Genomic DNA, 21,646 nt, shown 5'->3' on the forward strand with positions numbered 1-21,646 from the left:
ATTATTCATGCCCGGAGGCGGAATTGAACCGCCGACACGGGGATTTTCAGTCCCCTGCTCTACCGACTGAGCTATCCGGGCATTTTTTACATTAAATCATCAAAGATAAAACTTTGTCAATACTTTTTTTGTTTAAATTAAATTACCTACTATATTAGGAATTTATTTAAATAATATTTAAAAAAAAATCATTAAAAATAATTTTTACCCTTGAAACTTTTCATAAGCATCCCTATATTTAATATTAAAGATCCAATATTAAAAATATCAATCTAAAAATGTATTTTAAACTAAATAAAAGGATTATTCACAGGAGTATTGTTATATGAAAATTCGTCCGTTGCATGATCGTGTACTTGTAAAACGTCAAGAAGCAGAATCAAAATCTGCCGGGGGTATTGTTCTTACAGGGTCTGCTGCTAGCAAATCCAATCGCGGTACAGTTACAGCAGTTGGTAATGGTCGTATTCTAGACAATGGAAATATTAAACCATTAGATGTTAAAGTTGGAGATATTGTAATTTTTAACGAAGGCTATGGTGCAAAAACAGAAAAAATTGATAATGAAGAATTATTAATTTTAACTGAAAGTGACATTTTAGCGATTGTTGAATAGCAAAACATGCTAACTATGCTTATATATCTATAAAAAATATATTTAAGGAAATGTCAAAATGGGTGCTAAAGACGTAAAATTTGGTAACGAAGCTCGAATTAAAATGCTTCGCGGAGTTAATGTATTAGCTGATGCAGTTAAAGTTACTTTAGGTCCAAAAGGTAGAAATGTAGTTTTAGATAAATCTTTTGGCGCACCTAGTATCACTAAAGATGGTGTTTCAGTAGCTCGCGAGATCGAATTAGAAGATAAATTCGAAAATATGGGAGCTCAAATGGTGAAAGAAGTTGCATCTAAAGCCAATGATGCAGCAGGAGATGGAACTACAACAGCTACATTACTAGCGCAATCAATAGTGAATGAAGGTTTAAAAGCTGTTGCTGCTGGAATGAATCCTATGGATTTAAAACGAGGTATCGATAAAGCGGTCATTAGTGCTGTTGAAGAGCTTAAAAGTTTATCTGTACCTTGTTCTGATTCTAAAGCAATTACACAAGTAGGTACTATTTCTGCTAATGCTGATGAAAAAGTTGGAGCTTTAATTGCGGAGGCTATGGAAAAAGTAGGTAATGATGGAGTGATTACGGTAGAAGAAGGAACAGGTTTACAAAACGAACTTGAAGTTGTTAAAGGTATGCAGTTTGATCGAGGTTATTTATCTCCTTACTTTATTAATAAACCAGAAACTGGGATTGTTGAATTAGAAAATCCATATATTTTAATGGCTGATAAAAAAATTTCTAATGTTCGTGAAATGCTTCCAATATTAGAATCCGTTGCAAAATCTGGAAAACCATTATTAATTATTTCAGAGGATTTAGAAGGAGAAGCGTTAGCTACCTTAGTAGTCAATTCTATGCGTGGAATTGTGAAAGTAGCCGCTGTTAAAGCTCCTGGATTTGGTGATAGAAGAAAAGCAATGTTACAAGATATTTCGATTCTAAGTGGAGGTTCTGTGATTTCAGAAGAACTAGCAATGGAATTAGAAAAATCTACCTTAGAAGATTTAGGACAAGCAAAACGTGTTGTAATCAATAAAGATACGACAACTATAATTGGTGGTGCTGGAGAAAAACATGCCATCCAAAGCCGTATTAGTCAAATTCGTCAAGAAATTCAAGAAGCTACTTCTGATTATGATAAAGAAAAGTTAAATGAGCGATTAGCTAAGTTATCTGGTGGTGTTGCGGTACTGAAAGTTGGAGCTGCAACAGAAGTGGAAATGAAAGAGAAAAAAGCTCGTGTCGAAGATGCTTTACATGCAACTCGAGCTGCTGTAGAAGAAGGTGTTGTTGCTGGTGGTGGTGTTGCATTAGTACGTGTAGCTAGAAAAATATCCAGTTTACGTGGACAAAATGAAGATCAAAATGTTGGCATTAGAGTGGCTTTACGCGCAATGGAAGCTCCTTTACGTCAAATCGTTTCAAATTCAGGTGAAGAACCTTCTGTAGTAACTAATAATGTAAAAGATGGAAAAGGTAACTACGGTTATAATGCCGCTACTGATGAATATGGAGATATGATTAATTTCGGAATATTAGATCCTACTAAAGTTACAAGATCCGCTTTACAATACGCTGCATCTGTTGCTGGTTTAATGATTACAACAGAATGTATGGTAACAGATTTACCAAAAGATGAAAAGTCTTCTGATACAAGCGCTTCTCCTGCCGGTGGAATGGGTGGAATGGGCGGAATGATGTAAAAATTTTTTAGTTAATCATTGTTTAAATTAATTTAAAGATTTCTTTCCTCAGATATTTTTTCTGAGGAAAGAATTTATGTTGAATAAAAATATAAGCTTCACTATTAAAATAATATAATCCTATCTTCAGATATAAATAAATTTTTAAAATAATTTCAATTCTGTTTCAAAAATGAAACAAAGATTGAAATGATATATATAAAAGTTAAAATTTTATTTTTATAAAACACATTGATATCTTGTTGTATGGAACTGCTATGAAAGTATATCAAAGCAATAATTTTCGTATTGGTTACAAAATTATTTTTGAAAAACAACCTTGTTTAATAGAGTTTAGCGAATTTGTCAAACCTGGAAAAGGTCAAGCTTTTGTTCGTGTTAAATTAAGAAAATTGTTAACAAACCAACTAATAGAAAAAACATTTAAATCAACAGATTCATTAGAAGTAGCTGATATTTCAGAACATAAGTTATCTTATTTATATAATGATGGTAATTTTTGGTATTTTATTAATCATAATACTTTTGAAGATTTATCAGTAGAAAAAAAAATTGTCGGTTCAAATGCAAAATGGTTATTAGAGCAAGATACATGTATTATTACTTTTTGGAATAACAAACCAATTTCTATTACACCTAATATTTTTGTAGAATTAAAAGTAATTGATACAGCAGTAACTGTAAAAAGCGATACGATAGGTACAAATACTAAATTAGCTAAATTAAATACGGGAGCGATTGTAAAAGTTCCATTATTTGTGCAAGTTGGATCTTTAATTAAAGTTGATACACGTTCAGGTGAGTATATAGCTAGAGTTAAATAAAAATTTTAAATGCAAAATTTATTAATATTCATCACCTTTTATATATTGTCTGTAGCTTTCCCATTCAAACGTTAACCACAAACTATTCCCCAATCTCATTCTATCAATTACTCTTTCTCCTAATAAGTTTTTCATTCCTTTATGATCTAAGTTAGATAACATACCAGTAGATCTTTTTGAAGACGATCTCCTATCAACTATTTGATTAATAATTACTTTTTCATATCTCGACTCAGTTTGCATTCCAATTTCATCGATCATTAATAAATCAACACTACTTAGATTATGTAATAAGTTTTCTTCAGTGATATTGCTAGATCCGCTGAATGTGCCTTTCATATTAGACATTAAATCCGCTACTGTTACTATTAAAATGCTTTTTCCATGTAAAATTAAATAATTTCCTATAGCTGATGCTAAATGATTTTTACCAGTTCCAGGTCGTCCTGAAAAAATAAAACTTGCGATATTTTCATTAAACTCTTCAGCATAACGTTTCGCTGCTTTAAGTACTTTTCTTTGCCCTTCATGTTCAATTTTATAATTTTCAAATGAACAATTCATATATAATTCTCGAATTCCAGATCTTCCTAAAACTCTTTGCATTTTCATTGCTTTATTTTGACGTAATATTGATTCAGAAGATATTCTTCCTTGTTCTTGATTCCAAGCTAATAAATCTTGATCATTTTCAAATTTAGGTTTTATGTTATTAGGCATAATACGTTGAAGACGTTTAAAAAATTCAGTATAAAATGTCATTAGTTCCCTCTAAATCCATCAGGTGTTTTTTTATCAGGAACTGGTATATAAGTAATATCTTTTTGTTTCTTAAGTAAATTAAAAGCGCGTACTTTTTGTAAACTTCTTGCTAATTTTTGCTCCCATTGTACATGATAAAAAAAACAACTTTCAGCTTCCCAATAAGAAATAAAAGCATTAAGTTCGTGACTAGATACTTCTTCATCTAAGATTATACCCCATAACGCTGCTTTTCGAAGAAAGTCTTTATCAGGAGTCCATTTTGGATGCATAGAAAATTTTTGTTTTATTTTTTCTTCTTTTGATATATCTTCTGTCTCAAAACTGTATTCAAGATCAAACATTTTCTTTAATACTGTTGGCGTTATAACATAAAAAAGAATTTTTTTATTTTTTGATATAGATAACACTCCATTTGTAGATTCATTTATTATATGAATAGGATTTTTACAAAATATATCTAGATGTATATTTTTAGATGTTAAAATTTTCATAAATTTTTATCTCATTGAGTGTATTAATATTTTTAAATTTTAATCTTTTCGTAAATATAAAGATAAAATGCAATATGATTAGTTATTTTTTTTTTATATAAAGTAAAGTTATATGGTAAAATCAAAGGTTGATTTTTTTTGGTTTCTATATAAATTATTGATTTATTTTTTATCCATTTTTTTTTCTCTAGTAAAATAATAGTATTTTCTACTAATTTTTCGTTATATGGTGGATCTATAAATATTATATCATATGGTTTTTTTGTTTTTTTTAACCAATCTAATGTGTTTGTATGTATAATTTCTACGTTAGATACATTTAATTTTTTTGCGTTTTGTATCAATGACAATATAATTTTTTTTTTTATTTCTAGTAAAGTAACAAATTTAGCATGTCGAGATATAGATTCTAATCCTAATGCTCCACTTCCCGCAAAACAATCTAGACAACGAGAATTTTTAATATCTTTAGCAATCCAATTGAATAATGTTTCCCTGATTCGATTAGTTGTTGGGCGTATATTTAAATTATTTTTGAAAGCTATTTTTTGTCCTTTAAGTTTTCCTGAAATAATATAAACTCTTCCCTTTTTTCTTAAAAAAGAATTATACATTTTATTAGATGTCTATGTTAGTGATATAATTTATTTTATGATTAAATATAATTTAAATAAATATTTAATTTTGCATTTTTATAATACAAAGTAAATAATTTTTATTCTTTTAATTAATAGGTATTTGAATGAATGATAATAAAAAAAATAATTTATTTTCTTGGATTAATTCAAAAATTATTCAAAGAAATAAAACTGATGTAAATAAAAATAACACAAATAAAGAAATTAATACTGTAGATATTGTACAAAAAGATTCTAAAAATAATATAAAAATTGATTTTTTTTTAAAATTGAAAGAAAGTTTAAAAAAAACTAAAACTTTTTTTAATAATCGTATTTTTCAGATTTTTAATTCACAAAATATAGATCAATCTTTATTTGATGAATTAGAAGATACTATGATCTTGTCTGATATTGGTATTAATACTACTGAAAAAATTATTAAAGAATTAATTAATGATACTAATCGTCGTAAATTACAAAATCCAAAATCAGTGTATTGTATTTTAAAAGAAAGAATGCACTTAATATTAAAGAAAGTAGAAATACCTATTGTAATTTCAAATAAAACACCATTTGTTATATTGTTAGTTGGTGTAAATGGTACTGGAAAAACTACAACTGCTTTAAAATTAGCAAAAAAATATAAATTAGATGGAAAATCCGTGATGTTAGCAGCAGCAGATACATTTCGTGCCGCTGCGATAGATCAATTAAAAGCACTAGGAAAAATACATGATATTCCAGTTATAGCTCAATTTCCAGGAGCAGATCCAGCTGCAGTAGCATTTGACGCATTAAAATCTGCTATTTCTAAAAAAATTGATGTTTTAATAGTTGATACAGCGGGAAGACTACATAACAAGCAATATTTATTAGAAGAGCTAAAGAAGATAGTTAGAGTAGTTAAGAAGTTAAGTTTATCTGCTCCACATGAGATAGTATTAGTAATTGATGCTTGTAATGGTCAAAACACAATTAGACAGACTGAAATGTTTCATAAATCACTTAATTTAACTGGATTAATTATCACTAAACTAGATGGTACAGCGAAAGGAGGAGTAATTTTTTCTTTATCAGATCAATTTTCTATTCCTATTCGTTATATTGGGATTGGTGAAAAATCAACTGATTTAATTACTTTTAATAGTAATGACTTTATTAATTCTATTTTTGATAATATAAAATAATTTTGTAAAATTTTAAACATAAATAGTTTGCATAATTTATTTTAATATCAATGTATTTAATATTCGTACAAATTTTTGATTTTAAATTTTAATTACAGTATGATAAAAAATCCCACATATTTGTAATTGATTTAATGTATTTCGTTCATGCGGGAGTTAACATGTCCAATAAAGTACAGATTTTGTCTGTTACATCGTTAGGTAACTTAGATGCTTATATTAGAATAGCTAATTTGTGGCCTATGTTATCTATTGAAGAAGAAAAATTATTAACTCAACGCTTACGTTATCATGGTGATTTAGATGCTGCTAAAACTTTAATTCTTTCTCATCTTCGGTTTGTCATTCATATTTCACGTAATTACTCAGGTTATGGTTTACTTCAAGCTGATTTGATACAAGAAGGTAATATAGGTTTAATGAAAGCAGTGCGAAGATTTAATCCGGAAATCGGGGTTCGATTAGTTTCTTTTGCAGTGCATTGGATTAAATCTGAAATACATGAATATGTTCTTAGAAATTGGCGAATTGTAAAAGTAGCAACCACAAAATCTCAAAGAAAATTATTTTTTAACTTAAGAAAAAGTAAAAATAGATTAGGCTGGTTTAATGAGGAAGAAATTGAAATAGTCGCTCGGGAATTAGGTGTGAGTACAGCTGATGTTAGAGAAATGGAGTCTCGTATGTCGGCTCAAGATATTGCATTTAATCCATTTCCAGATGATGATTTAAAAGATAGCAAGAATAGTTTAAATATGCATTATTTACAGGATAAAAAATCTGATTTTGCTCATGGATTAGAACAAGATAATTGGGATAAACATGCTACACATAAATTAAGTAATGCTTTATTAGGTTTAGATAAACGTAGTCGTGATATTATTCAATCTAGATGGCTTAATAAAAATAAAAAAAATAATACTCTACAAGCATTAGCAAATAATTATGGTATTTCTGCAGAGCGTGTACGACAATTAGAAAAAAATGCTATGAAAAAATTAAAAATAGCTATAGAAAACTAGATTATAAATAGGAATTATCAATTATAATACGCTCTATATAGAGTATGAGACTGTATTAAGTAATTTAAAACTCATACTCTTTTATAAAATAAATATAAATTTTTACTCTACTGTGACAGATTTCGCAAGATTTCTTGGTTGATCTATATTAGTTCCTTTAATCAAAGCAATATAATATGCAAGTAATTGTAATGGAATTGTATAAAAAATAGGTGCAATTATTTCTTCTACATATGGAACTTTTAAAGATGTTATATTTGTTTCTAAATTTATTTCTTCATTAGAAAAAACATAAATTAAACCACCTCTTGCGCAGATTTCTTGAATGGTTTTTTTTGTTTTTTCGAGTAATGAGTTTTTTGGAGCTGTGATAATAATAGGAATATCTTTATCAATTAATGCAAGAGGTCCGTGTTTTAATTCTCCGCTTAGATAAGCTTCAGCATGAATATAAGCAATTTCTTTTAATTTTAACGCTCCTTCCATAGCTATAGGATATTGATCGCTTCTTCCAAGAAACAGCATATGTTTTTTATTGTGTAATTTCTTTGCTATATCTTGAATTTGTTTGTTTTTTTTTAAAATTTCTTCAATTCTACGTGGTAAAATAGTTAAAATTTTTACAATTTTTTTTTCAATATTGTTTTCTTTTTTTTTAATGCTTACTATTTTTGCAACTAACATCAATAAAACAGTTAGTTGTGTAGTAAAAGATTTTGTAGAAGCCACTCCTATTTCAACTCCCGCTTTAGTTAACAAGTAATTGTCAGATTCTTGTACTAAAGATGAACCTTTCATATTACATATAGTTAAATTTCCTAAATATCCTAATTTTTTAGATATTCTTAAAGCTGTTAAAGTATCTGCTGTTTCACCTGATTGGGATAAAGTTACAAAAAAACTTTTTTTTCTTACTGCTAATTTTCGAGAGGAAAATTCAGAAGCTACTTCTACATCACATGGAATATTTGCTAATGATTCAAACCAATGCTTAGCAACCATCGCAGCATGATAAGAAGTTCCACATGCAACCATGTGAATATGTTCTAAATGTGAAAAAATATTTTTTTCTTTTATTCCTAATTCTGAAAAATAAATAGTTTCATTGTTTTTTAAGCGGTTTTTCAGAGTATTTCGGATAGATTTTGGTTGTTCGTATATTTCTTTTTCCATGTAATATTTATATTTTCCCTTTTTTATATATTCATATTGAACATCAGATGTAATTATTTTTCTTTGTGCTATAGAACGATTTTTATTAAAAATTTTAATTTTTTCTGATTGTACAATAGCAATATCTCCTTCTTTTAAATATATAAAATTTTTTGTAACACTGAGCAATGCAATTTGATCTGAAGCTATAAAATTTTCTCCTATACCTAATCCAATAATTAATGGACTACCAGAACATACAGCTATTAATTTTGATGAGTTGTTACTATCCATAACTACCATGCTATAATTTCCTTTTAATTGTGTTAAACTATGATTCATAATTTCTAAAAGAGATTTACCTGTTTTTTTTTGCTCCCAATGTAATAAATGTACAATAACCTCAGTGTCTGTATCAGAATAAAATATATAACCTTGTTCTTTTAGAAAAGATTTAATTTTAAAACTATTTTCAATAACACCATTGTGAACAATGGAAATATGTGAAGAAACATGTGGATGTGCATTCTCTTCTGAAACTTTTCCATGAGTTGCCCATCGTGTATGAGCAAGACCAATTTTTCCAAATAATTTTTTATTTTTTGTTTTTTTTATTAATTGATTCACTTTTCCTATAGATCTCACTCGAACAAATTTATTGTTTTGATCTATTAGAGCTAATCCAGAAGAATCATATCCTCTGTATTCTAATCGTTGAATACTGTGAAGAAGAAAATTAATTATATTACGTTGTGTTACTGCAGCAACAATACCACACATATAAATCTGCCTTTTTTATTATAAAATAATTTTTATTAATGAGTAATTTTTATCATTTTTTTTTAGTAAGAATCCAGTTTTCTTTATGTTTTTGTTCTTTTTTATTATAAACTAAACATGATTTTTCTACATTTTTTATTACGGTAGTACCTGCTGCAATAGTTGTGTCTTTAGAGATTTTAATTGGTGCAATTAATTCACTATTAGATCCTATAAAAGCATTGTTTCCAATAATTGTTTTTGATTTTTTTAAACCATCATAATTACATGTAATTGTTCCTGCTCCAATGTTAACGTTAGAACCAATTTCAGCATCTCCAATATAACTAAGATGTTTGATTTTAGTTTTTTTTTCTATAGTGCTTGTTTTGATTTCTACAAAATTACCTACGTGTATTTCATTGTTTAATATAGTGTTATTTCTTAGATGGCAAAAAGGTCCTATTATACAGTTTTCCCCTATTTTAACATTTTCTATAATACTATATGCTTTAATTTTAGATTGGTTTTGAATAATACTATTTTTAATTATACATCCAACTCCAATTGTTATATTATTTCCTAAAGTTACATTACCTTCTAGTATCACACCAGTATCTATTTCTATATTTTTTCCGTGTTTTAATGTTCCTCGTAACTGAAAATGACTTGGATCTTTCAACATAATTCCAGAAATCATAAGATTTTTAGTTATTTTTTTTTGAATAATTTTTTCTAAAATAGATAATTGCAGTTGATTGTTTATACCTAATATTTCATTATAATTTTCAGGTTTTACTGTCAAAATAGTGCACCCTTCTAAATAAGCTAAGTAAACAATATCTGTGGCATATAATTCTTGATTAATTTTATTTTGTTTAATTTTTAAAATCCATCTTTTTAAATCTTTTCCATTTGCTATAAATGTTCCAGAATATACTTCTTTAATTAATTTTTCTTTATGTTTAGCACATTTGTCTTCTACAATGCCTATTACTTTTCCATTCTTTCTTAAAACTCTACCATATCCTTCTGGATTTTTTATATTACTAGTTAATAAACTTAGATGTGATTTTTTTTTAGATTCTTGTAATTTTTTTATGGATTCTTTTGAAATGAATGGCATATCTCCATAAAGAACAAGAACGTTTTCATTGTCTGAAAAATTTTTTGATGCTATAGTAATAGCATCACCTGTTCCTTTTGGATGTATTTGAATTACCCATTCTACAGAAAAATTTTGAGTTTTAGATAATATTTTTTTTATATTTTTAGTACAGACTAATATAACTTTTTTAGGGTTAATAGATTTCGCTGTTTTTAAAACATACTCTAATATTGTTTTTCCGCCTAATTTATGCAATACTTTTGGGTAATTAGAGTTCATTCTTCTACCTTTTCCTGCTGCTAGTATCAAAATAGTTGTTTTATTTTGTAACATATGTATCCTTTTGATATTTATTAAAATATATGATTTTTTTAATTAATTTATTTAAAATTATTAAATTTACTGTATTACGATTATTGTTTAATGAATATAAATTGATTATCAAAAATATTTAGTCAAATAAAATACTCTACTTTATATTAAGGTTTTTTATGTATCGAATTATCACGGTAGATTTAGATGGTACTTTATTATCTCCACAAAATAAAATAACAAAATATACAAAAAAAATCATAAAATTATTACTAAGAAAAGGTTTTTATATAATTTTTGCTTCGGGTCGTCATCATATAGATATGATGCATATTCGAGATAGTTTAAATATTAGAGTTTTTATGATTACTTCAAACGGAGCTAAAATTTATGATTTAGATAATCAGTTAATTTTTGAAAACGATTTAAATACAGATGTTGCTTCGCATCTTATTCATCTAGCATATTTAGATTCAGATATTATTACACAAGTTTATCAAAATAATCACTGGTATATAAACAATAGTAAAATTAAAAATAATTTTTGCCCAAGTTTATCTTTACTTAAATATCAATATTTTCATTTAGATACATTCAATTTTAGTAAAATTAGTAAAATTTTTTTTACAAGTAATAATTTAAAAAAACTATTTAAACTCGAAAAAAATATTATTTCTTTATTAGATAAACAAGTACATGCGAGATTTTCTTCTCCAGGATGTTTAGAGGTGGTATCTGGAAAAACTTCTAAAGGATATGGATTGAAAGTTATATCTAATAATTTAGGTATTTCTTTACAGGAATGTATTACATTTGGTAACGGTATGAATGATTATGATATGTTAAAGATTTCTGGAAAAGCATGTATTATGGAAAATTCTGATTCACATTTAAAAAATATTTTACCATACGCTGAAGTTATTGGAAACAATAAAGATGATGGTGTAGCAGTGTTTTTAAACAAAATGTTTATTATTTAAAATTTTTAAAAAAACTAGGATTTAGTATATGTCGAATAAGTTTCCAATGATTATTAACATGTGAGGATATTGAAAAGATAAAGTTTTGTATAGTTAATTCTTTTTCTTCACCATTTCTTACGGCAGCATATAATCTTTTCCATATTCCTTTTCCTATTTTTCTTGTTACAATCAATTGTTGTTTTTCAAAATTATCTACTACCCAATGCGGTAAAGCAGTGATGCCCATTTTTGCTGATACCATTTGTACAAGCAGTGAAGTATTATTTACATTTTTAAATATTGGTATTATTCCCGCTGGTTGTAAAAAAAACTTCCATATATCCAATCTATGACGTTCTACTGGGTATGTCATTAATATCTCAGATGATAAATCCTCTGGAAGAATATTTTTTTCTTTTCTTGCTAAAGGATGACTAGGAGATAAAATCAATCGAACTTCAAAATCAAACATAGGTATATAAATTAAATCACTTTTAGGTAAAACTTCCGAAGTTAATACAATATCTAGCTTACCTTGTTGAAGAGATGGTTGAGGACTAAAGATCATATCTGAATAAAAATCTATTTCTACTTTTGGCCAGTTTTTATGAAAAATTTTTAATGCAGGTATGAGCCAATGAATACAGCTATGACACTCAATCGCAATTTTAATAACTTTATGGTGAGTATATTTGCAATTTTTTATTGCTTTATCTACTTTAGGTAATATTTCTTTAGATAATTTTAGTAAAATTTTTCCCTGAATTGTAAATTTAACAGGATTAGTTTTTCTAATAAATAATTTGAAACCTAATCGCTTTTCTAGTTCATTGCATTGATGAGAAATTGCTGATTGTGTCTGATGCAATTGAATTGCAGCGGAGCTTAAGGAACCGCTATTTTTTAAGATTTGTAGCGTTCGAAGATGTTTTATTTCGATCATGAGATTCCTTCATATCGATAATTAAATATTTTCACTTGCGTATTTTATTTAATACTAGAATTATAAGATATCTATTTTAAATAAATCAATTATTAAATTATGAACAAATGTTTATTAAATAGTTTTAGGAGACAACATGACTATTTCGAATCATATACTTGGATTTCCAAGAATAGGAATAAATCGAGAACTTAAAAAAGCTCAAGAATCTTATTGGTCCGGGTCAATTAAACAATCAGATTTATATTTTATAGGAAAAAATTTAAGACAAGATAATTGGAAAAAACAAAAAGATAATGGAATTGAATATATATCAGTTGGAGATTTTTCTTGGTATGATCATGTTTTAACTACTAGTATGATGCTTGGAAATATACCAGAAAGACATCATGATATTAATAATTCTGTTGATTTAGATTGTTTATTTCGTATTGCTAGAGGATCTTATCCAGATATTTCAGCATCAGAAATGACTAAATGGTTTAATACTAATTATCATTATATAGTTCCAGAGTTTAATAAAGATAGAATATTAAAATTTTCTTGGAATCAACTGTTAGAAGAAACAGATGAAGCTCTATCATTAGGCTACAAAGTTAAACCTATTATTTTAGGACCTATAACGTATTTATGGTTAGGAAAAGTAAAAGGTCAATATTTTGATCGTTTAGATTTGCTTGATAGTATATTGCCTATATACAAGTATATTTTGAATGAATTAAATAAAAGAAATATTAGTTTTATTCAAATAGATGAACCTGTTTTAGTTTTAGAGCTGTCTGAAAAATGGAAAAAAGCTTATTCATATGCTTATGAGTATTTGCATAGCAAAAATAAAATATTGTTAACAACATATTTTGATAGTATTGATCACAATATAGAATTTATTCGTAATTTACCTGTACATGGTATTCATATTGATTTAATTGCTGGAAAATATAATTTATTTGATTTTAACACTAAAATTCCTCAAGAATGGATTTTATCTTTAGGAATTATTAATGGAAGAAATATTTGGAAATCAGATCTTTTAAAATGGTTTGAAACTATTTCTAAAATTTCTAAATTTCGTCAAAATTTATTGATTAGTTCATCTTGTTCATTGTTACATGCCCCAATTGATTTAAACATGGAAAAAAATTTAGATGAAGAAACTAAAAAATGGTTTTCTTTTGCTATACAAAAATGTCACGAATTAAAATTATTATTAGAAGCGTTAAAAGACTATAATACTACTTCAATTAAACAATGGTGTAATCCTATTTATCAACGTAGTCTTTCTAAAAAAGTTCAAAAATTTGAAGTTCAAAAACGTGTTGCTACAATTTTAAATAATACTTTTCATCGGATCAGTGATTATTCTATACGTTCTGAACAGCAAAAAATTAAATTTAATTTACCTGTTTTACCTACTACTACTATTGGTTCTTTTCCTCAAACAGTAGAAATTAGAAAGTTAAGACGAGATTATAAAAATAACTTAATAAACTTTAAAGAATATGAAAAAGGTATCAAAAAACATATTTTACAAGTAATAAAAATACAAGAAGAATTAGATATCGATGTTCTTGTTCATGGAGAAGCTGAACGAAATGATATGGTAGAGTATTTTGGTGAACATTTAGATGGTTTTGTATTTACAGAGAATGGATGGGTTCAAAGTTATGGTTCACGTTGTGTAAAACCACCTATTATTATAGGTGATATTAGCCGTCCGAAATCTATTACTATAGAATGGTCAAAATACGCTCAATCTTTAACGAAAAAACCAGTAAAAGGTATGTTAACAGGTCCAGTGACTATTTTATTTTGGTCTTTTCCTAGGGAAGATATTTCATTAGAAATTATTTCTAAACAAATTGCGCTAGCATTGCATGATGAAGTGTTAGATTTAGAAAAAAATGGAATTGAAATTATTCAAATTGATGAACCTGCATTACGAGAAGGACTTCCTTTGAAAAAAAGTTTATGGAATGAGTATTTAACTTGGGCTGTAGATGCTTTTCGTTTAACTTGCTTCGACGTAAAAAATACTACACAAATTCACACACATATGTGTTATTGTGAATTTAATGATATCATGAATGCTATTGCTTTATTAGATGCCGATGTTATTACAATCGAAACAGCGCGTTCTGATATGGAATTATTAGAAGCTTTTAAAAAATTTAAATATCCAAATGAAGTTGGACCAGGTGTGTATGACATTCATTCCTCAAATATACCTAATATCAAATCAATTGATATTTTATTAAAAAAAGCAATGAAGTATTTACCATTGCGACGTATTTGGGTTAACCCAGATTGTGGTCTAAAAACAAGAAATTGGAATGAAACAGTGTCTGCATTAAAGAGCATGATACAAGCTACAAAAAAAATACGAAATCAAATTAAATAATATATCATATAAATTAACATTCTTTAAAATATATAATTGCTTTAATATTAAATCATCTTTTAGATTGTTTTATACCAATAAAAATCTAAATGATGATTTAAAAATATAATAGTATTTTAATCAATCTTTAAAAAATTAAAGTGATATATTTTATTTTTCAGTATAATCAAGATTAATGTTTAAAATGACGTTTCTGAGTAAAAATCATTGCAATATTATATTCGTTAGCACATTCGATAACTTCTTTATCACGAATTGAACCTCCCGGTTGGATAATACAGCTTATACCAATAGATGCTGCTTTGTCGATCCCATCCCTAAAAGGAAAAAACGCATCAGATGCCATAGTTGCACCTATAGTATCAAATCCTCTGTTTTTTGCTTTAATATTTGCTAATTGAGTTGCATCTACTCTACTTGTTTGTCCTGAACCGATACTAATAGTAGTCTTATTAAAACCGTATAAAATTGCATTTGATTTAACATATTTGACTATATTCCAGCAAAATATAGCATCTTTTAATTCTTTTTTAGTAGGTAATCTTGTCGTAACAAAATTAAATTTTTTTATATCTATTGTGCTGTTATCATTTTCTTGTAAAAGTAATCCGTTTGTGATTTTTTTAAAATCTATTTGCTCATTATTTTTTTGAAATTGACCAGTAATCAATATTCTTATATTTTTTTTCTTTTTTAATATATTTAAAGATAAATGATTTATTTCAGGTGCTATAATTACTTCAACAAATTGTCTTTGAATAATTTCTTCAGCTGTTTCTGTATCTATTATATAATTAAATGCAATTACCCCTCCAAAAGCAGAAATAGGATCTGATTTATAAGCGGATATATATGCTTTTAATAAAGATCTTTTTTCAGATGCACCACAAGGGTTTCCATGTTTTACAATTACACAAGCTGGTTGAGAAAACTGCTTCACGCATTCCAACGCAATATCTGCATCAGATATATTATTGTAAGATAATTTTTTTCCATGTATTTGATATGCTGAACTAATTGTGCCGGGATTTAAATTATTTTCTTCTATATATAAAGCAGATTTTTGGTGATAATTTTCACCATATCTTAAATTTTGTTTTTTAACAAACTGTAATTGGAATTGATTTGGAAATAAGTTTTTTTTATGCTTTGTATCAAATTTATCTTCGTTTGTAAAATATTGTGCGATACTTTTTTCATAACTAGATGTATATAAGAAAGCTTGCTTTGCTAAATATAATCTTTTTTCTATACTTATATAATGATTTGTCATTGAATCAAAAATTAGCTTAAAATCAAAAAAATTTACTATAACAATGACGTCTCTATAATTTTTAGCTGCAGATCGAACTAAAGTTGGTCCTCCAATATCAATTTTTTCGATTATTTCTTGTATTGGATATGTTTTCTGAGTATTAATTTTATCAAATGGATAAAAATTAACAATTACAATATCTATTGGTAATATATTATATAATTGCATAGTTTTTTGATCTTGATCTCTTCTAGATAAAATACCTGCTATTATTTTAGGGTGAATAGTTTTTACACGACCGTTTAATATTTCTGGAAAATTTGTGTATTCTGAAATTTCAATTACAGGTATATTATAATTTTTTAGATATTTTGCCGTTCCTCCTGTGGCAAGTAAATTAATTTTTTTTTTCAATAAAACTTTTGATATCTCTAATAAATGTTCTTTATCAGATAAACTAATTAAGGCATTTTTTAATCTATTATTTGATGACATAATTTTTTTTCTTATATAAAAAGATATTTATAATAAATTTTATTTACAATTTTAAATATTAAATTATGCAGGGGCATTTTGCCCCCTCGAACCTTTTTAATGTAATAATTTTTTATTTAATCGCATTTTTTAATGTTTTACCAGATATAAAACTAGGAACTTTTGTTGCAGGAATAATAATTTCTTTCCCTGTTTGTGGATTTCGTCCTGCGCGAGATGCTCTCAAGTTAACTTTAAATGTACCAAAACCTACTATTTGTACAGGTTCACCTTTTTTTAAGGAGTCAATAATAGTAGATAATGTTGATTCTAACGTGGATTTAACTTGTATTTTAGATAAATTAGATTTTTTAGAGATAATATTAATTAATTGAGTTTTATTCATTATCTTTCCTTTTGTTTAAACATGATAATTAATTTAAATTAGATTGATATACATTTGAGTAAAAGAATTTATTTTCCAATGATTAAAATAAATTAATTTTCAGATAAATTTGATATTTTTAAAAACAATTAAAAGCATATTTAACTTCATATTTTATATAATTTAGATCATAATTTACTTGATATTTTTTTGGAAACTTGATTTAAAATTAACAAGATTCATTTAATCTATTAAATAAAATTAAAATATATAATATATCTAAAAAAAAATAAAAAGATAGTGGAAATAAAGTATATGTTATTCTTAAAAGAAAAATTTATTTTTTATGTTTTATAAATTATTTAGGCTGCTTTACAAAAGCAGCCGTATTGCGTTGTATTTTAAAAAATTATATAGATATAGTTTTTATGTTAGAGTAGAATTTAATAATTCAGATAAACTGGCAGATGCTTCTTCAGCGCTTACTTGTGAAGGTGAATTATTATTATGTGATATATAATTATTATTTATATTTTTTCGACGATTTAATCTTTCTTTATGATATGCATATCCAGTACCTGCTGGAATTAAGCGCCCAACAATAACGTTTTCTTTTAATCCTCTTAGTTCATCTTTTTTTCCTGCCACTGCAGATTCTGTTAATACTCTAGTTGTTTCTTGAAACGATGCAGCTGATATAAATGATTCAGTTGCTAATGATGCTTTAGTAATTCCTAGTAAATCTCTTGAAAAGCTCGCTAAAATTTTATTTTTTTTACCTAATATGCGATTTGAAATTTTGATTCTTGAAAATTCAACTTGTTCTCCGTCTAAAAACTCTGACTGTCCTGATTTAATAATCGTGGCTTTTCTAAGCATTTGTCTGACTATAACTTCAATATGTTTATCATTAATTTTTACACCTTGTAAACGATATACTTCTTGTACTTCATTAACAATATATTTAGTTACAGCTTGAACGCCTCTTAATCGAAGAATATCATGTGGTGATTCTGGACCGTCAGATATAACATCTCCTCGTTCTACTCGCTCACCTTCAAATACATTCAACTGCCTCCATTTCGGAATCATTTCTTCATATGAATTATTTCCATCTACCGGAGTAATAATTAATCTTCTTTTTCCTTTGGTTTCTTTTCCGAATGAAATAATACCACTAATTTCAGCTAAAATAGCTAATTCTTTTGGGCGTCTTGCTTCAAATAAATCTGCTACTCTTGGTAATCCTCCAGTTATATCTTTAGTGCCTCCTGATTCCTGAGGTACTCTTGCTAAAGTATCACCTGAACTAATTTTTACGCCATCATTTAATTGTACAATTGCTTTTCCAGGTAGAAAATATTGAGCTGGCATTTCTGTTCCTGAGATAAGTACATCGTTTCCTTTTTCATCGATAATTTTTAATGAGGGTCTTAAATCTTTGCTAGTAGCTACTCTTTCGGCGGTATCTAATACCACTATTGAAGATAATCCAGTTAGTTCGTCAGCTTGCCTTATAATACTTTGACCATCAATCATATCTACAAATCGGACATATCCATTTACTTCTGTAATAACTGGTATAGTATGTGGATCCCATTTTGCTATAGTTTCACCAGAGCTTACTGTTTCTCCATTTTTTTTTGCCATTATAGATCCGTAAGGTATTTTATAGCTTTCTTTGGTTCTTCCAAATTTATCAATAATATTTAATTCTACATTTCTTGATGTTATAACTATCTTACCTGAAGAATTAGTGACAGATTTTGCATTATTAAGATTGATAATGCCTTTGTTTTTAATTTGAATGCTAGATTCAGTTGCAGCTCTTGAAGCAGCCCCACCAATATGAAACGTTCTCATGGTTAATTGAGTACCAGGTTCTCCTATAGATTGAGCTGCAATTACTCCTATAGCTTCTCCTTTGTTAACTAGATTTCCTCTAGCTAAATCCCGACCGTAACAATACGCACAAACACCAAAGTCAGTATCACAATTAACTACTGATCTCACTTTAATGGTATCTATAGAATTTTGTTCTAATACATCACACCATTGTTCATTTAATAAAGTGTTTCTTTCAATTAATATTTTTTCACTATTAGGATATGTGATGTTGTCTACAGTAACTCGACCTAAGACTCGTTCACGTAAAGGCTCTTTGACATCTCCTCCTTCGATTAATGGAGTCATTAAAATACCCTCATGTGTTCCGCAGTCTTTTTTAGTAACAACTAAATCTTGTGCGACATCTACAAGTCTACGAGTTAAATAACCAGAATTAGCAGTTTTTAATGCCGTATCGGCTAATCCTTTTCGAGCTCCATGAGTCGAAATAAAATATTGTAATACATTTAAACCTTCTCTAAAATTAGCTGTAATTGGAGTTTCGATAATCGAACCATCAGGCTTGGCCATTAATCCCCGCATCCCAGCTAATTGACGAATTTGCGCTGCAGATCCTCGTGCTCCTGAATCTGCCATCATAAATATGCTATTAAAAGAAGTTTGTTTTTTTAATGTTCCTATTTTATTTAAAACTAATTCTACAGATAAATTTTCCATCATTGCTGTTGCTACTCTTTCATTTGCCGCAGCCCAAATATCGATAACTTTATTATATCTCTCACCTGCTGTTACTAAACCTGATTGAAATTGTTCTTGTATTTCAGCCACTTCAATTTCTGCTTCTTGAATGATACTTGATTTTTTTTCTGGTATCACCATATCATTAATACCAACAGAAGCTCCTGATCTTGCTGCATAAGCAAAACCTGTATACATAATTTGATCGGCAAAAGTAACAGTAGGTTTTAAACCCAAAATACGGTAACATGTATTTAACATTTGTGAAATATCTTTTTTCCCTAGAGTTTGATTGACTATTTTAAATGGTAAACCTTTAGGAACAATCATCCATAAAATTGCTCTTCCTACAGTAGTATTGACTATTTTCTTAATAGGAATTAATTGATTATCTTCATTTTTCTGATATTCTACTATTCTAATTTTAATTAAAGAATGTAGCTCGGCGATTCCCAAATGATATACTTTTTCCGCTTCATGAGAACTATTTAAAAGCATACCTTCTCCTTTTCCATTGATTTTTTCTCGAGTCATATAATACAATCCTAAAACTACATCCTGAGAAGGTACAATAATTGGTTCTCCATTTGCTGGGGATAAAATATTATTTGTAGACATCATTAATGCTCTAGCTTCTAATTGTGCTTCTAGAGTTAATGGAACATGAACAGCCATTTGATCGCCATCAAAGTCTGCGTTATAAGCAGCACAAACTAATGGATGTAATTGTATAGCCTTGCCTTCTATTAAAACAGGTTCAAATGCTTGAATACCTAATCTATGTAAAGTGGGAGCTCGATTTAATAATACTGGATGTTCTCGAATAACTTCATCTAAAATATCCCACACAACAGATTCTTCTCTTTCTACCATTTTTTTTGCAGCTTTAATAGTAGTTGCCAGACTTCGTACTTCTAATTTTCCGTATATAAATGGTTTAAAAAGTTCTAAAGCCATTTTTTTAGGCAATCCGCATTGATGTAATCTTAAATAAGGACCGACAGTAATCACAGATCGACCTGAATAGTCTACACGTTTTCCAAGTAAATTTTGACGAAATCTTCCTTGTTTACCTTTGATCATATCAGCTAAAGATTTGAGAGGTCTTTTGTTAGATCCCGTAATTGCTCTACCTCTTCTTCCATTATCTAAAAGAGCATCTACAGCTTCTTGCAACATTCTTTTTTCATTTCGTACGATAATATCAGGAGCAGCTAAATCTAATAATCTTTTTAATCGATTGTTTCTATTGATAACTCTGCGATATAAATCATTCAAATCAGATGTTGCAAATCTACCACCATCTAATGGTACTAATGGTCTTAAATCAGGAGGGAGTACTGGTAGTACAGTAAGAATCATCCACTCTGGTTTATTATTGGATTGTATAAATGATTCGATTAATTTAATTCGTTTAGTTAATTTTTTTCGTTTTGTTTCAGAATTTGTTTCATTTAATTCTATTCTTAAATTTTCACATTCTTTTATTAGATTTATGTTTTTTAACAATAATTGAATCGCTTCTGCGCCCATTTGTGCATGAAATTCATCTCCGAATTCTTCTAATGCATCTAAATATTGTTCTTCTGTCAATATTTGATTTTTTTCAAGATTAGTCATACCTGCATTAATAACAACATAAGATTCAAAGTATAGTACTCTTTCAATATCTCTTAATGGCATATCTAATAATAAACCTATGCGTGATGGTAATGACTTTAAAAACCAAATATGAGCTGTAGGAGAAGAAAGTTCTATATGCCCCATTCGTTCGCGTCTTACTTTACTCTGTGTAACTTCAACGCCGCATTTCTCACAGATTACACCTCTATGTTTTAATCTTTTATATTTTCCACATAAACATTCATAATCTTTCACTGGACCAAAAATACGAGCGCAAAATAATCCGTCTCTTTCTGGTTTAAATGTTCGGTAGTTAATAGTTTCTGGTTTTTTAACTTCGCCAAACGACCAAGATCTAATAACATCTGGTGATGCTAATGAAATTTTAATAGCATCAAAATCTTCAGTTTTAGTTTGGGCTTTTAAAAATTTTAGTAAATCTTTCACACATGAGCTCTC

The 21,646-nt window shown here is 27.7% G+C and carries 16 protein-coding genes and 1 tRNA gene; 7 read left to right on the top strand and 10 right to left on the bottom strand.

The window, feature by feature from the left end:
- Positions 1 to 8 precede the first annotated feature (8 nt).
- Positions 9 to 81, bottom strand: a tRNA-Phe gene (locus tag IX46_RS00090).
- Between the two features lie 244 nt (positions 82 to 325).
- Here IX46_RS00090 and IX46_RS00095 point away from each other — a divergent pair.
- The 3 genes from IX46_RS00095 (at position 326) to efp (ending at position 3,145) form a co-directional block, all read left to right on the top strand.
- A complete protein-coding gene (locus IX46_RS00095; RefSeq protein WP_053940012.1) occupies positions 326 to 616 on the top strand; it encodes a co-chaperone GroES in 291 nt (96 codons plus the stop codon).
- Positions 617 to 674: 58 nt separating this feature from the next.
- On the top strand, positions 675 to 2,321 hold the full coding sequence (groL, locus tag IX46_RS00100; protein ID WP_053940013.1) for a chaperonin GroEL: 1,647 nt from the start codon (positions 675 to 677) through the stop codon (positions 2,319 to 2,321).
- A gap of 257 nt (positions 2,322 to 2,578) precedes the next feature.
- Positions 2,579 to 3,145 carry an elongation factor P gene (gene efp, locus IX46_RS00105; RefSeq protein WP_053940014.1) on the top strand — a complete coding sequence of 189 codons (567 nt, stop codon included), beginning with the start codon at positions 2,579 to 2,581 and terminating at the stop codon, positions 3,143 to 3,145.
- Positions 3,146 to 3,166: 21 nt separating this feature from the next.
- On the opposite strand, the gene dnaC is transcribed toward efp, so the two are convergent.
- The 3 genes from dnaC to rsmD are packed head-to-tail and all read right to left on the bottom strand — an operon-like array spanning position 3,167 to position 5,015.
- The gene (gene dnaC, locus IX46_RS00110; protein WP_053940015.1) at positions 3,167 to 3,907 is read right to left on the bottom strand and encodes a DNA replication protein DnaC; all 741 of its coding nucleotides are present in this window, start codon (positions 3,905 to 3,907) and stop codon (positions 3,167 to 3,169) included.
- Entirely contained in the window at positions 3,907 to 4,401 is a 495-nt protein-coding gene (locus IX46_RS00115; RefSeq protein WP_053940016.1) for a DnaT-like ssDNA-binding domain-containing protein, read from the bottom strand. Before IX46_RS00115 ends, dnaC begins: the two co-directional genes overlap by 1 nt.
- Positions 4,402 to 4,433: 32 nt before the next feature.
- Positions 4,434 to 5,015 (bottom strand): 16S rRNA (guanine(966)-N(2))-methyltransferase RsmD, encoded by a 582-nt coding sequence (rsmD, locus tag IX46_RS00120; protein ID WP_053940017.1) that lies wholly within the window; start codon positions 5,013 to 5,015, stop codon positions 4,434 to 4,436.
- A 128-nt stretch (positions 5,016 to 5,143) separates the two neighbouring features.
- On the opposite strand from rsmD, the gene ftsY reads away from it, so the two are divergent.
- Both ftsY and rpoH read left to right on the top strand, forming a co-directional pair.
- Complete coding sequence (ftsY, locus tag IX46_RS00125; RefSeq protein ID WP_053940018.1) at positions 5,144 to 6,208, top strand: signal recognition particle-docking protein FtsY; 1,065 nt, start codon at positions 5,144 to 5,146, stop codon at positions 6,206 to 6,208.
- Positions 6,209 to 6,369: 161 nt separating this feature from the next.
- A complete protein-coding gene (gene rpoH / locus IX46_RS00130) occupies positions 6,370 to 7,230 on the top strand; it encodes an RNA polymerase sigma factor RpoH (protein ID WP_053940019.1) in 861 nt (286 codons plus the stop codon).
- 102 nt (positions 7,231 to 7,332) lie between these two features.
- On the opposite strand, the gene glmS is transcribed toward rpoH, so the two are convergent.
- Both glmS and glmU read right to left on the bottom strand, forming a co-directional pair.
- Complete coding sequence (gene glmS, locus IX46_RS00135; RefSeq protein WP_053940020.1) at positions 7,333 to 9,162, bottom strand: glutamine--fructose-6-phosphate transaminase (isomerizing); 1,830 nt, start codon at positions 9,160 to 9,162, stop codon at positions 7,333 to 7,335.
- A 52-nt stretch (positions 9,163 to 9,214) separates the two neighbouring features.
- Entirely contained in the window at positions 9,215 to 10,582 is a 1,368-nt protein-coding gene (glmU, locus tag IX46_RS00140; protein WP_053940021.1) for a bifunctional UDP-N-acetylglucosamine diphosphorylase/glucosamine-1-phosphate N-acetyltransferase GlmU, read from the bottom strand.
- A 158-nt stretch (positions 10,583 to 10,740) separates the two neighbouring features.
- On the opposite strand from glmU, the gene IX46_RS00145 reads away from it, so the two are divergent.
- A complete protein-coding gene (locus tag IX46_RS00145; protein ID WP_053940022.1) occupies positions 10,741 to 11,541 on the top strand; it encodes a Cof-type HAD-IIB family hydrolase in 801 nt (266 codons plus the stop codon).
- On the opposite strand, the gene metR is transcribed toward IX46_RS00145, so the two are convergent.
- Complete coding sequence (metR, locus tag IX46_RS00150; protein ID WP_053940023.1) at positions 11,534 to 12,466, bottom strand: HTH-type transcriptional regulator MetR; 933 nt, start codon at positions 12,464 to 12,466, stop codon at positions 11,534 to 11,536. The two genes, IX46_RS00145 and metR, sit on opposite strands and share 8 nt — an antisense overlap.
- Before the next feature lie 136 nt (positions 12,467 to 12,602).
- Between metR and metE the strand changes: the two genes are divergently transcribed.
- A complete protein-coding gene (metE, locus tag IX46_RS00155; protein ID WP_053940024.1) occupies positions 12,603 to 14,864 on the top strand; it encodes a 5-methyltetrahydropteroyltriglutamate--homocysteine S-methyltransferase in 2,262 nt (753 codons plus the stop codon).
- Between the two features lie 172 nt (positions 14,865 to 15,036).
- Here metE and purH read toward each other — a convergent pair whose 3' ends face one another.
- The 3 genes from purH to rpoC all read right to left on the bottom strand — a co-directional run bounded on the left by purH (position 15,037) and on the right by rpoC (position 21,634).
- Positions 15,037 to 16,614 carry a bifunctional phosphoribosylaminoimidazolecarboxamide formyltransferase/IMP cyclohydrolase gene (gene purH / locus IX46_RS00160; protein ID WP_053940025.1) on the bottom strand — a complete coding sequence of 526 codons (1,578 nt, stop codon included), beginning with the start codon at positions 16,612 to 16,614 and terminating at the stop codon, positions 15,037 to 15,039.
- A 112-nt stretch (positions 16,615 to 16,726) separates the two neighbouring features.
- Entirely contained in the window at positions 16,727 to 16,999 is a 273-nt protein-coding gene (locus IX46_RS00165) for an HU family DNA-binding protein (protein WP_053940026.1), read from the bottom strand.
- A 405-nt stretch (positions 17,000 to 17,404) separates the two neighbouring features.
- Positions 17,405 to 21,634 carry a DNA-directed RNA polymerase subunit beta' gene (gene rpoC / locus IX46_RS00170; RefSeq protein WP_053940027.1) on the bottom strand — a complete coding sequence of 1,410 codons (4,230 nt, stop codon included), beginning with the start codon at positions 21,632 to 21,634 and terminating at the stop codon, positions 17,405 to 17,407.
- Between the last annotated feature and the right edge of the window lie 12 nt (positions 21,635 to 21,646).

Source organism: Buchnera aphidicola (Aphis glycines) (assembly GCF_001280225.1).
Lineage (GTDB): Bacteria > Pseudomonadota > Gammaproteobacteria > Enterobacterales > Enterobacteriaceae > Buchnera > Buchnera aphidicola_E.